This window comes from Pseudomonas sp. VEM90, assembly GCF_054611535.1.
This window is the reverse complement of the sequence record NZ_JBTRAR010000036.1, coordinates 15,725-27,907: the sequence shown is the minus strand read 5'-3', so window position 1 is coordinate 27,907 and position 12,183 is coordinate 15,725. Positions and strand designations below refer to the sequence as shown.

At 63.1% G+C, this 12,183-nt stretch carries 11 protein-coding genes; 1 reads left to right on the top strand and 10 read right to left on the bottom strand.

Annotation, left to right across the window (positions count from 1 at the left end):
* Positions 1–145: 145 nt before the first annotated feature.
* The gene (locus tag ACYCCG_RS24990; protein ID WP_003247308.1) at positions 146–367 is read right to left on the bottom strand and encodes a DUF3820 family protein; all 222 of its coding nucleotides are present in this window, start codon (positions 365–367) and stop codon (positions 146–148) included.
* 200 nt (positions 368–567) lie between these two features.
* On the opposite strand from ACYCCG_RS24990, the gene ACYCCG_RS24985 reads away from it, so the two are divergent.
* The gene (locus ACYCCG_RS24985; protein ID WP_176685006.1) at positions 568–1,044 is read left to right on the top strand and encodes a ferritin-like domain-containing protein; all 477 of its coding nucleotides are present in this window, start codon (positions 568–570) and stop codon (positions 1,042–1,044) included.
* Here ACYCCG_RS24985 and ACYCCG_RS24980 read toward each other — a convergent pair.
* The 9 genes from ACYCCG_RS24980 to ACYCCG_RS24940 form a co-directional block, all read right to left on the bottom strand.
* The gene (locus tag ACYCCG_RS24980) at positions 1,041–2,531 is read right to left on the bottom strand and encodes a sensor domain-containing diguanylate cyclase (protein WP_176685007.1); all 1,491 of its coding nucleotides are present in this window, start codon (positions 2,529–2,531) and stop codon (positions 1,041–1,043) included. The genes ACYCCG_RS24985 and ACYCCG_RS24980 overlap by 4 nt on opposite strands.
* A 691-nt stretch (positions 2,532–3,222) precedes the next feature.
* On the bottom strand, positions 3,223–4,557 hold the full coding sequence (locus ACYCCG_RS24975) for an OprD family porin (RefSeq protein ID WP_003247305.1): 1,335 nt from the start codon (positions 4,555–4,557) through the stop codon (positions 3,223–3,225).
* A 206-nt stretch (positions 4,558–4,763) separates the two neighbouring features.
* On the bottom strand, positions 4,764–4,988 hold the full coding sequence (locus tag ACYCCG_RS24970) for a hypothetical protein (protein WP_176685700.1): 225 nt from the start codon (positions 4,986–4,988) through the stop codon (positions 4,764–4,766).
* A 200-nt stretch (positions 4,989–5,188) separates the two neighbouring features.
* Positions 5,189–5,923, bottom strand: a complete 735-nt coding sequence (locus ACYCCG_RS24965; protein ID WP_209967972.1) for a YkgJ family cysteine cluster protein — start codon at positions 5,921–5,923, stop codon at positions 5,189–5,191.
* Positions 5,920–6,231 (bottom strand): hypothetical protein, encoded by a 312-nt coding sequence (locus ACYCCG_RS24960; RefSeq protein WP_176685702.1) that lies wholly within the window; start codon positions 6,229–6,231, stop codon positions 5,920–5,922. Before ACYCCG_RS24960 ends, ACYCCG_RS24965 begins: the two co-directional genes overlap by 4 nt.
* Positions 6,232–6,319: 88 nt before the next feature.
* Positions 6,320–7,219 (bottom strand): chemotaxis protein, encoded by a 900-nt coding sequence (locus tag ACYCCG_RS24955; protein ID WP_021781736.1) that lies wholly within the window; start codon positions 7,217–7,219, stop codon positions 6,320–6,322.
* 146 nt (positions 7,220–7,365) lie between these two features.
* Positions 7,366–8,550 carry an HlyD family type I secretion periplasmic adaptor subunit gene (locus tag ACYCCG_RS24950; RefSeq protein ID WP_209967968.1) on the bottom strand — a complete coding sequence of 395 codons (1,185 nt, stop codon included), beginning with the start codon at positions 8,548–8,550 and terminating at the stop codon, positions 7,366–7,368.
* Entirely contained in the window at positions 8,547–10,715 is a 2,169-nt protein-coding gene (locus ACYCCG_RS24945; RefSeq protein WP_339444567.1) for a type I secretion system permease/ATPase, read from the bottom strand. The genes ACYCCG_RS24950 and ACYCCG_RS24945 overlap by 4 nt, the downstream gene beginning before the upstream one ends.
* Positions 10,712–12,148: a TolC family outer membrane protein gene (locus ACYCCG_RS24940; protein ID WP_459672127.1), complete on the bottom strand. Its 1,437-nt coding sequence runs from the start codon at positions 12,146–12,148 to the stop codon at positions 10,712–10,714. The genes ACYCCG_RS24945 and ACYCCG_RS24940 overlap by 4 nt, the downstream gene beginning before the upstream one ends.
* Positions 12,149–12,183: the final 35 nt, after the last annotated feature.

Below are 12,183 nucleotides of genomic sequence, written 5' to 3'. Positions count from 1 at the left end.
AGAACTCGTTCTGTGGGCGCGGACTTGTGTCGCTAATGGGCCGAAAAGCGCCCCCGGAAATATACGTTGCGAAGCTTAAAATCTGGGGCTGCTTCGCAGCCCTTTCGCGACACAAGGCCGCTCCCACAGAGCCCGCGTTGGCCTTTCAACGGCGATGCTTCTGCCGCAACGGCACCAGCAGATCACCCAGCCCGTTGTGATCGATCTCATGCATCAACGCCAGCAACCCACCCAGTTCCCCTGCCGGAAAGCCCTTGCGCGCAAACCACGCCAGGTAGTCCCCCGGCAGATCCGCAATGATTCTCCCCTGGTACTTGCCGAACGGCATGCTGCGGGTCACCAGTAGTTCGAGGGTTTCCGGCTTCATCTGCGCGCACCTGGCTGTGGAAAGGCGCCGACCATACTGCAATCTGCACGAAGCCCCAAGCGGCAATCATGCAGAACGCCGTTACCAGCTGTCGTCTCTTGTATGTAAGTCATTGAATAAAAAGAAATTTATTTTTGTGTTAAGCGTGGCACGAACGCTGCATTTCCCTAGAGGACTATCACCTGCCAAGGAGTTCGACCATGAGCAACCCCAACAAAGACGTGATCGACGTACTCAACGACCTGATCGAGTACAGCAAGGATGGCGAGAAAGGTTTCAAGGCTTCGGCCGATGATGTGAAGAACCCCGAGCTGAAAGCGTTCTTCGTCCAGCGCGCGGGTGAGTGCGCCAGCGCTGCCAGTGAATTGCAGGGCGAAGTCCGTCGCTTGGGCGGCGACCCGGAAACCTCCACCAGCATCAGTGGCGACCTTCACCGCGGCTGGGTCAACCTCAAGTCGATGGTCACCGGCAAGGACGAGGAGGCGGTGCTGAACGAGGTGGAACGTGGCGAGGACCACGCCCTCAAGGCCTACAAGGAAGCCCGTGAGAAACTGGTGAAACTGGGCCGCACTGCCAGCGACATGACCTACAGCCTGGTGGAGAAGCAGCTGCAAGGCGTGCAGCGCAACCATGACCAGGTCAAGGCCCTGCGCAACGCCGCTCGCGCCCGCTCCTAATCGAGCGGGCCCTCTACCCGATTGCGGCCATTGGCCTTGGCCCGGTAGAGCGCTTCGTCCGCAGCACCCAGCAGCCTGCCAAGGTCCTGCTGGGTGCCGGACAGACCGATACCGATGCTCACGGTCACGGCGTGAGCATCATCTGCAAACGGCGCCAGCGCCTCGACGCTGGCGCGGATGCGTTCAGCCAGTAGCTGGGCCCCGGCCAGATCGGTTTCCGGCAGCACCACCTGAAACTCCTCCCCACCGTAACGCGCGGCCAGGTCCGCCGGGCGGCGAATGCATGCTTCGATGGCCCGGGCCACCTCGCGCAAGGCATGGTCGCCACCGGCGTGGCCATGGCGCTGGTTGAATGCCTTGAAGTGGTCCACATCCACCATCAATATCGCCAGCGGCTTACGGTTACGTTGGGCGCGGGCCCATTCCTGGCGTAGCACATGGTCCAGCTTGCGGCGGTTGGCCAGGCCAGTCAGGCTATCGGTGGAAGCGAGCATGGCCAGGTCTTCTTCTGCTTCGTGGCGGCGGCGCAGTTCGCGGCCCAGCAGCAACGTCAGCCAGAGAATGCCCACGCACAGAGCGCCGGTGGCGACGCTGACTACAATGGCGGTACGGCGCCAGGACTCGAACACCTCGTCGGCCGAGTGCACCACCAGCACGATCAGGGGCAACTGCGCGACTCGGGCGAAGGTGAACATGCGGAGCTTGCCGTTGATGTCGGAGCGGGCGGTGAAGTTACCGCTCTGTTCAGCGATGATGCGCTTGAAATTGGGCCGTTCGGTGTAGGAGGTTCCAATCAGTGGGTCCTGCGCGCGGTAGGGCTGGCGGACAAGTAACTGCCCGTCGGTATTGAACAGGTTGATGCTGCTGTCGTGGCCAATGTCCAGGCGTTGGAACAATTCACTGATGTACGACAGGCGCAGCGCACCCGCTGCCAACCCGGCGAACTCGCCATTGGGGCCGGAGATGCGCCGGCTGAAGCTGATACACCAGTCCAGGTCGCCGAGCTTGGCCTTGAAAGGGGGGCCCACCAGCAAACCGAGGTTGGCATTCTGCTGGTGAGCCTTGAACACCCCGGTGTGACCGAAGTTGGCCTTGCGTGGCACGCTGCTGGTGGAGTCGCCGACGACATTGCCTTGCTTGTCCAGCCACAGCACGTCACCGCGCTTGCGGTCGATGAAGGCTTCATTGAACAGCAGGCGCTGGCGTATCGGACCGGAGACCTCCGGCAGTTCCTTGCGCCCGACGGCCCAGATCAGGCCTTGCAGTGACTGGTCGTAGAGTTCGACGTTGCGCAGGATGTCGCTTTCGATCAGCTGGACGATGTTGTTCGACGAGCGCACCGCCGACTGCTCGACACTTTCGCGCTCGCGGGCAAGCAGGTAGCTGACGATGGCCACGATGGCGAGCACGGCAAGGCAACTGCCCAGGTTGAGGATCAGCTCGGGGTGCGACCTGTAGACTGCGAAACGCGGGGATTGGGTGGGCATGCTCGCTACTGCGTGGGCAGGGCCATTCGCGGCGGCAATATTCTAGGGAAGCGGGCATTGTCGGACAAGATTTGTCCGACGGAAGCACGGTGTACCGTACTTTTCGATTGGCCGTCGTGTAGGAGCGGGTTTACCCGCGAAGAGGCCGGCCCTGCTGGCCAATCTCCACCCGCCGTTCACCGTTGCCGCCACTACCGTATTCGCGGGTAAACCCGCTCCTACAACACTGATCCGCGGTGGACACACACCGGGGATTGGACACAGGCCGTTGTAGGAGCGGGTTCACCCGCGAAGAGGCCGGCCCTGCTGGCCAATCTCCACCCGCCGTTCACCGTTGCCGCCACTACCGTATTCGCGGGTAAACCCGCTCCTACAACACTGATCCGCGGTGGACACACACACCGGGGATTGGACGCAGGCCGTTGTAGGAGCGGGTTCACCCGCGAAGAGGCCGGCCCTGCTGGCCAATCTCCACCCGCCGTTCACCGTTGCCGCCACTACCGTATTCGCGGGTAAACCCGCTCCTACAACATTGATCTGCGGTGGACACACACACCGGGGATTGGACACAGGCCGTTGTAGGAGCGGGTTTACCCGCGAAAATCGGCGCAGCCGGTGCTTAACACCGCGGTGCCTTCTTCGCGGTTGAACCCGCTCCCACAGGGCTATTTGCGATGCTTGCAGCGCAAGATCAGAACACGTTCAGTGGGTAGTCGACGATTACCCGCACTTCATCGTTGTCGCTGTTGCTGTCGATCGACGCATAACCTTGGCTGCCGCGGTGGGTGGCATAGCGCACCAGCACCGACAGGTCCTTGAGGTCACCTTCCTGGAACACGTATTTCACGTCCAGGTCGCGTTCCCAGTGCATGGCGTTCTTGCCATCTTCGCGGTAGTAGTCGTAGTGAGTGGTGTCCTGAGTAGCCTTGGTCAGGTCAGCCTCGCCGCGCGAGTAGGACAGCGAAGTGCTCAAACCAGGCACGCCGACACCGGCGAAGTCATAGCCGTACTGCAGTTTCCACGAGCGCTCGTTCGGCGCGTTGAAGTCCGAGTACATGCGCGAGTTGTCCAGGTACACACTGTCGCCCAGGTTGATGTAGTCGAATGGCGTGTTGCCGTTCACTCGCTGGTAGGCGGCGGTGACGCTGTGGAAGCCGGCGTTGACGGTGAAGTGCACGCTGTAGGTGTTGTTGTCGATCTTGCCTAGCAGGGCCTGGCCGGTGTCCTGGGTGTGATAGAAGTGCACGCCCGGATTCAGGCTGACCAGGTCATTGACCACATAGGTGTAGTCGAAGTCCGCGTAGTACTGGTTCCAGATGTCCTTCAGCTCGGCGGCGTACAGGTTGGCGGTGATGTGCTCGGTACCGCTCCACGACGCGCCGGCCCAGTTCAGGTGCTTGCTCTTGTCGTGCTCGTCCAGTGACCCGTAGTAGGTGTCGATGCGGCGGTGGCCGCTCTGGTTGTACGGGTGGGTGAAGCTGACCTGGCCGCCTTCGAGCAACAGGCCGTCGATGCTGGTGTTGGTCAGGCTCACACCACGGAAAGTCTGCGGCAGCATGCGGGTTTCACCGCCGGCGATCACCGGGTTGGTGAGGAACAGGTCCCCGGCTTTCAGCTCGGTGTCGAAGGCTTTCAGCTTGACCGCGGCACCGGCAGTGGAAAACGAGTGCGGGGCTGCGCCCAGCTCGCCGTCGTCCTTGATGTGCTCGGGCAGGATGCTGGTGCCGGCATGGCCGCCACCGCCGTCGAGCTTCAGGCCCAGCATGGCATGGGCGTCCAGGCCGAAACCGACCACACCGGGGGTGTAGCCCGACTCGAAGCGTGCCACCGCGCCCTGGCCCCACTCGCGGGTGTCGCGCACGCCGGCGTTATGGTTGTCGCGGTTGAAGTAGGCATTACGGAAATGCAGGTTGAACGACGAACCTTCGATGAAGCCATCAGCCTTGTCTTCATCTGCCTGAGCGGCGAAAGGGATCGTTGCAGTCAACGCAATGAAAAGCGGGGTAAAGCGAAACGCGGAAGGCACCGGTACTAGCTCCTTTGGTCTGACGGTGGGGCAGTTTTTATTTTTGAATGTGCATCTTTTTTATAGGTGGACGTTACAACCAGGCTGAGAGTTGAAGCACATAAAAAAAGCCGCTGATTGGCAGCGGCCTTTAAAAGGCTAACATATCGGCACCGGAGGTGCCCATGGCGTAGCCAAGGGAAAACAGGAGCAGTGACAGCGTTTGATCAGCTGTCGGCACTGGTGTCGACGGTGACTTTGGAAGCTGTCTGTTTCGCGTCTTTTACGGTGTCGGATTTATTTGCGGCTACAGCGTCACGGGCCTCTTGATGGACCGCCGCGAGCTCTGCATTACGGGCAACGAAAGCCGGGGATTCTTCGGCCATGGCCAGTGGCGACAACAACAGGGAAGACAGGACGAAGACGCTGGCAATACCCATACTGTTGGACATTTGAAACTACCTTCTTGCGGTGCAAGTGCTAATGAGGACAGGGGTAAAGTTAGTCCTTTCAGTGCACTCGAAACAGAGCGAAGTGCGATAAGCACTGTTGCGCAAAAGGTAACGATCGTTGGGTGAAATAATGGGACTTTCGGCGAAAGTCCCGTGCTAGAGCACCTGCACAGTGCGCCGCCCTGGGCAAGATGGTCAGGCTAGAAACCGATAAAGGCGTAATACACCGGGGTTTCATGGGTCGTGCGCAAACCCAGTGCCTGCAAGCTCGCCGTCAGCGCTTCATCCTGCACGTGCAAGGTCCACTGCGCCCCTTCATTCCCCGGCACCTGCGCCAGCGCCGCAGCAAACGCCCCCATGTCCGGCAAGTAAGCGGTAAACCCGTTACCCTTGAGCGCACTGGTAGTCATGCCCAATGCCTGGCACACCGCCACCTTGGCCGCAATGTCATCACGGTCGGCCTGGCGCGAAGCCTGTACCAGCGCCTGCAGTTCCACATCGACCAGTTGCGTGCCGTGAATCAGCTCCGGCCCCTGTTGCCAGGCCTCCGGAGGGCAGTCCTTGCTGTCTGGCCGCAGTGGAATATGTGGGTTGATTTCTACCGGATAGATGCGACAGACCAGCGGGCGATGCTCATAGATGGTGCAGAGGTCGTTGGCGTCGAGGTTACGGCAACGTCCGGGGTTGAATGCAGCAAAGGTCACCGAGATACGTGCCTCGCCCTCGCCGCAATTCACCGGATGGGAGCGTCGCAGCACATGGTCACGCTGCTCCAGCGGCATGCCAGGGCCGTCCACGACGAAGGCCTCGATCAATACCACCACCTGGCCGGCATCGTCCGCCCAGCGACGAGCTTCGGCCAGCGTCAGTGGCACATGGTGGCCGGTGCAGCATTTGCCGCAGCCGGTACAGCCGAAACGTAAGCTGTCGTTCACTTGGCTTCCGGGCTCCATTCGCTGACGAAGGCACGCTGGTGCTGGCGGTCGTACAGGCACAGCTCGGTGCCGGTGCGCTGCTGCATATGCTTTTGTGGATAGACGCCTTCGATCAGCAGGGCACTCATGCCTGCCTGGTCATCGAACTCGGCGGGCTTGCCGCGGGCGTGGGCGTCCTTGAACTGGCTGGCGGTCAGGCAGGCCTTGAGCATCTGCTGGCGCTGCTCGTTCCAGGCCCGACTACTGGAGGCCTGGGCAATACCGCTGAAGAGGGCACAGCTGATCAGGATAGCGCTGAGAAGCTTCATATGTGATTCCGGCAATTTTCTTGCGAGGGGCGCGAATTATGCCCGAGTCACCCCCGGCGGCCAGCCGGGGAGTTTGTCGCTGAATATATCAGTGCTCGGCGAACACCACGGTACGCGCGGCCACCACCAGACAATCGGTCAGTTCTGGCGAGGAGAACTTGGTAAGGATGGCATTGGCCCCGGCCTGGGTCGCCTTTTCACTGCTCATGGCACTGTCCAGCGAGGTGTGCAACAGCACGTACAGGTGCTGGAAGTCAGGGGTTTCACGCAACGTGCGGGTGAAGGCGTAGCCGTCCATTTCGCTCATTTCGATGTCGGAGACGATGATGTTGATCTCCTGCGCGGTGCCTTGCAGTTCCAGCAGCACGTTGATGGCGTCTTTGGCGCTGCGCGCAGTGTGGCATTCGATACCGAGGTTGCGCAGGGTGTGCACCGACTGCTGCAAGGCCACCTGGCTGTCGTCCACCACCAGGATATTGGCCGCGGCCAGCAGGCTGGCATCTTCTTCGTTCAAGGTGCCGTGTGCTGGCTCGGCGACGGGCGGGGCGATGGCGTGTATGACTTTTTCGATGTCCAGCACCTGCACCAGGGTGTTGTCGACGCGCGTCACGCCGGTGATGAACGAGCGGGTGCCCGAGGCGTAGGGCGGCGGTTTGATGTCGGTGCTCAGGCAATGCACGATGCGGCTGACCGCCTGTACATGCAGGCCTTGGCGCGAACGGCTGATCTCGGTAACGATCAGGCAGCCACCCTGTGGGTCGGCCAGTGGTTGTTCGCCGATGGCGCGGGACAGGTCGATGACCGACAGCGAGTGGCCGCGCAGGGTTGCCACGCCTTTTACGTGGGGGTGCGACTCGGGCAGCTTGGTCAGCGGCGGGCAGGGGATGATCTCGCTGACCTTGAGCAGGTTGATTGCCATCAGCTTGCCGCTGCGCAGGGTGAACAGCAGCAGGGATAGCGAATCCGCGCGGGCATTTTGCGTGGCCATGGTGACCTTCGGTGGGGTGCAGGGGGATAACTGGTTATCGGCCTGTTTTGGTCGGGCTTTAGACATTTTGCGCAGAACCCAGCAATGCTTGGGACCCTGTGGGAGCGGGTATGCCCACACACAAGCGATGTGTGTAAACGCCTGGATCAGCGTTCGCGCAGGGCTTCCTTGGCCCGGTTCAGCGGCTTGATCAGGTAATCGAGGATGGTTTTCTCGCCCGTTCGGATATCCACCGTGGCAATCATCCCTGGCACGATCGCAAAGCGCTTGCCGGCCTTGTTCTGCAAGCTGTCCTGTTCGGTGCGGATGAACACGCGGTAGTAGTAGATTTCCGGTTTGACCTCGTCCTGCAGGGTATCCGGCGAGATGCCCACCACCTTGCCGTCCAGCCCGCCGTACACCGAGTAGTCATAGGCACTGATCTTGACCTTGGCCGCCTGCTCGGGGTGAATGAAGGCGATGTCCCGTGGCGCGATGCGGGTTTCGATCAGCAGGCGTTCGTCCATCGGCACGATCTTCATCACCTGGCCACCGGGCTGCACCACGCCACCCAGGGTGTTGACCTCGATGTCCTTCACAATGCCGCGCACCGGCGAACGCAAGGTCAGGCGGGTAAGTGAGTCGCTGCGCCCGCGGATTACTTCCGACAGGGCGTCCGCTTCGGCGCTGGCCTTGGCCAGTTCTTCCCGGGCGCGCACCAGGTAGTCCGAGCGCGCCTCGTTGGCCTTGAGTTCCAGCTCGGAACGCTGGCGGTTCAGGCGGATCACTTCGACCCGGCTGGAGGCACCCATCTTCGCCAGGCTCTCGGTGATCTTCAGCTCACTGCGCACCAGCTGCAACGAGTCCTGAATACCCGCCAGGGTCTGTTCCAGACCGCGGCGGCGGGTCTGGTACAGCGCGGTTTCGGCATCGATCAGGTCAGGAGAGTCGCGCAGGCTCGCCGGAAAGGTCAGTGGCTTGCCGGTCACCTCTGCCTGCAGGCGGGCCTGGCTGGCCCTGGCAGCGCGGTACTTGGCTTCGCTTTCACCAACGCTCGACGCCGTCTTGGTGGGGTCGAGCTGGGCCAGCACCTGGCCGCGCTCGACCAAGTCGCCTTCGGCCACGCTCATCTGCGCGACGATACCGCCCTCGAACGATTGGATTACCTGCTCTCGCGAACTGGGGATGACCTTGCCTGTGCCGGTGGACACCTCGGTCACCTCGAACCAGGCCGCCCAGGCCAGGAACGCCGCCAGCATCAACGCGCACAGGGTGATCAGGCGGCCGGCACGGAATACCGCCTGGTCGTCCTGCCCGTCCAGGTAGGAGGCTGGAAGTTCATGGTCGCTCATGCCTGGGCTCCTTGCAGTTTGGCCAGCGCGGCATCGCGCGTGTCATCGATGACAATACGCCCGGCGTCCAGCACCAGGATCCGATCGACCCGCTGCAGAACGCTCAGGCGATGGGTTGCGATCACCAGTGTACGGCCCTGACAGAAGCGCTCCAGGTTATCCAGCAGCTTGCGCTCGGTCATGTCGTCCAGTGACGCGGTCGGCTCGTCCAGCAGCAGCACCTGCGGCTGGCGTACCAGTAAGCGCGACAGCACCAAGGCTTGGCGCTGACCGCCAGACAAGCCCAGGCCTCCTTCGAGGATCAAGTGGTCCATGCCCTTGGGCAGGCGGCGGACGAAGTCCAGTGCGCCAGTGGCGGCCAGCGCGGCCACCAGTTCCTGGTCGCTGGCCTGGCCGGCGCCGAGGGTGAGGTTTTCCCGCAGGGTGCCGTGGAACAGCCTCGCGTACTGCGGCAGCAGGCCGACGTCACGGCGCAGGTCAGCCGGGTCGAGGTGGGCCATTGCGATGCCGTCCAGGCTGATCTCGCCCTGTACCAGGTCCATGGCCCCGCCCAGCGCCTGCAGCAAGGTTGATTTACCGGCGCCGTTGCGGCCCAGCACGGCAATGCGCTCGCCCGGCTGGATATCCAGCCGGCCAATGTTCAGCACTGGCGGGTACTCTTCGCTGTAGCGGAAGTTGGCCTGGCGCAGGCGGTACTCGCCGTGAATCGCCGGCAGGTGCACGCGGGCTTCGCCTTCGGGGTGGTCGACCGGCGACTGCATCAGCTTGTCCAGGCCTTGCAGCGCGACCTTGGCCTGCTGCCAGCGGGTCAGCACATGGGTCAGCTGGGCCAGCGGTGCCATCATTCGCGACGAAAGCATGGATGCCGCCACCAGGCTACCTGTCGTGAGGTCGCCGGCGATGACCATGGGGGCGCCGATCACGATTACCACGGCAAACACTGCACCTTGCACGTTCTGCGTCCAGGTCACCAGGCCGTTGGTGAGGGTGCGCAGGCGCAGGTTGGTGTGTGCGCAGGCCGCGTTGTACTGGTTCCACTGTCGTTCGAAGCGTGCCTCTGCCTGCAGTGCCTTGATTTCGTCCAGGCCCTGGATGCTTTCCACCAGCATGGCGTTGCGCAGCGCCGACTCACGCATCGAGGCGTTAGCCAACCGTGCCAGACGCCGTTGTGCAAGCAACCCAGGCAACACCATGGCCAGCAGCGCGACCAGCGGGATGAACACCAGTACGCCGCCGATCAGCCAGAACACGAACAGGAACAGCAGGAAGAACGGTAGGTCGGCCAGCACCGTAGCGGTGCTGGACGTGATCAGGTCGCGGATCGATTCCAGCTCGCGCAATTGCGAGATGAACGAGCCGGTGGATTTCGGCCGCACCGAGTTGCGCAGGCGCAGGGCATGGCCGTACACCAGGTCGCTCACCCGCAGGTCGGCGCGCTTGCCGAGCAGGTCGGTCACCTTTAGCCGCAGCAGGCGCATGCTGAAGTCGAACACCAGTGCCAACACCACACCGCCGAACAGGACGTAGAGGGTGGGCAGGGATTCGGCCGGTATCACTCGGTCGTACACCTGCATCGAGAACAGCACGCCCGCCAGCGCCAGCACGTTGGCCACCAGTGACGCGACCATTACCTGCCCATAGGGACGCAGGTCACGCAGTACGATGCGGGCGAACCAGTGGCGGTCGTAAGGCGCGGTGTAGTCGTCGGTGCGCACATCGCGCAGTGGCCGGGCCGGGCGCAGCAGGGCAACGCGGTTGATGCGGCCCTTCAGGGTGTCGCGGGGCAGGCGCGAAGTCAGGCCCTGGTCACCGGCAAACACTACCGCCAGGTCATCCTCTTCGGTCACCGACTCGACCACCGCCAACTGCCCGTCGTCCAGCTCCAGCACCAGCGGCGTGCGCCATTGCCGCAGGCCCTTGGCATCGAAGTGCACGAAGCGCAGTGCCAGCCCCGCCTGACGTGCCATGTGGCGGAGGATTTCATTCAACGGGCGGGCATCCTCCACAGCGGCCAGGCGAATACGCTGGGGTGATACGTCCAGGCGGTAGTGGTGCGCCACCTGCAATATCACCTCAAGCCAGGGGCCAAGGTCTGGCCGGTGCGCGGCGGCCTGCTCCGGCGCGGGCGCCTGGTTGGGCAGGGTCACATCGATCGAATCACTCATGGCTGGATCTCCACACCTTGCAGGTTGCGCCCCTCAAGGCCAAAGGCCGTGCGCAGGGCACCGGTGTTGTACAGGCAGTCGACATCCAGGCGCAGCAGGTCGGAGCGGGTGCCGGCAAGTTCGAAGCGTGACTGGTAGATCTCCTGCTCGGCGTTGAGCAGGTCGAGCAGTGGCCGTGTGCCCAGGTCCAGGTACTGACGCCCGTAGAGCATGCGTGCCTCCTGAATGCTGGCCTGGCGTGCTTCCAGCGAGGTCAGCCGGCGGCCCAGCCCGGAGGTTTGCGCCATGGCCTCGGCCAGGCCCCGACGCGCCTGCAGGCGTGCGGCGTCCTCGGCGGAGTCGGCGGCGGTCAGCGCGTGGCTGGCCGCGCGGGTACGGGCGCTGATGGAGCCCCCTTGGTAGATGGGGACTTCGACGTTCAGGTAGATGCCCGCCTGGGTGCGGTCCAGCCGTGCGTTATCGCGGTTGTAGTCGTCGTCCAGGTAATGATTGACCTGCGGTTGCAGCGACAGGGTGGGGTAGGCCTCCGCTTTGGCCTGGGCCAGCTCGGCCTGGCCCTGTGCGCGCTGGGCCAAGGCCATCAGCACGGCGGGCAGGCGGTCATCACCCTGTGCAGGGCGCTTGCAGGCCTGGTTCAGCTCGGCGGGTGAGCCCTTGGCCAGTGCCGGAGGGGTAACGCGGCCCATCAGCGCCGCCAGGGTCGAGCGCCAGCGCTCGTACTGTGACTGGTACTCCTCCAGGGTGGCACGGGCGCTTTCCACGCGGGACTCGGCCTGCACCACGTCGGAACGGGTGCTGGCGCCCATGTCGCTACGCTGACGGGCCATGCCGGCAATGTCGCCCACGCCGCGAATCTGGTCGCGGGCAATCGTCATCAGTTGCTCGTAGCGGCGGGTTTCGATCCAGGCATAGGCTGTGTCGCGGGCCAGATCGTCGACCACCAGCAGGATATTGGCCTGGGCGCGGGCGGCAGCAGCCTGGGCCGCACTGACGGCGCTGTCGACCTTGCCGAAATCATAGAGCATTTGCTTGAGCGACAGGTTCAGGGCCTGGCTATTGCGGTCGCCGCCATAACCGGTGTCATAACCGGTGCGGATACCGCCGGAAATCTGTGGGTAGTACCCCGCACGGGCGACGTTGATGCCTTCGCCCTGCTTGTAAAGGTTGCCGATGGCCTCAGCGATGCTCGGGTGCCATTGCGCTGCCTGCAGCACCGCGTCGGTAAGGCTCAGCCGTTCGCCACTGGCGACCGGGGCCATGCCGGTGGGGGGGCGGGCGGGCACCGCTTCGGGCGCATCGCGTAATAGAGATGGCCCGATCTGGCGCAGGTGGGGGTCTATATCATCGGCTGCCTGGGCAACCGGGTGGAAGTTCAGGGCCAGGAACCCGAAGGCTCCCAGCAACAGCGGTGACAGCGGACTGCTTCGCTTCACATAGTTCCCTTACTGCTGGTCGTCCATGCCGCCGG

Coding starts and splice junctions, on each gene's coding strand:
- ACYCCG_RS24990 (WP_003247308.1), bottom strand. CDS start 367: ATGAAGCCGGAAACCCTCGAACTACTGGTGACCCGCAGCATGCCGTTC.
- ACYCCG_RS24985 (WP_176685006.1), top strand. CDS start 568: ATGAGCAACCCCAACAAAGACGTGATCGACGTACTCAACGACCTGATC.
- ACYCCG_RS24980 (WP_176685007.1), bottom strand. CDS start 2,531: ATGCCCACCCAATCCCCGCGTTTCGCAGTCTACAGGTCGCACCCCGAG.
- ACYCCG_RS24970 (WP_176685700.1), bottom strand. CDS start 4,988: ATGTCCAACAGTATGGGTATTGCCAGCGTCTTCGTCCTGTCTTCCCTG.
- ACYCCG_RS24960 (WP_176685702.1), bottom strand. CDS start 6,231: ATGAAGCTTCTCAGCGCTATCCTGATCAGCTGTGCCCTCTTCAGCGGT.
- ACYCCG_RS24955 (WP_021781736.1), bottom strand. CDS start 7,219: ATGGCCACGCAAAATGCCCGCGCGGATTCGCTATCCCTGCTGCTGTTC.
- ACYCCG_RS24950 (WP_209967968.1), bottom strand. CDS start 8,550: ATGAGCGACCATGAACTTCCAGCCTCCTACCTGGACGGGCAGGACGAC.
- ACYCCG_RS24945 (WP_339444567.1), bottom strand. CDS start 10,715: ATGAGTGATTCGATCGATGTGACCCTGCCCAACCAGGCGCCCGCGCCG.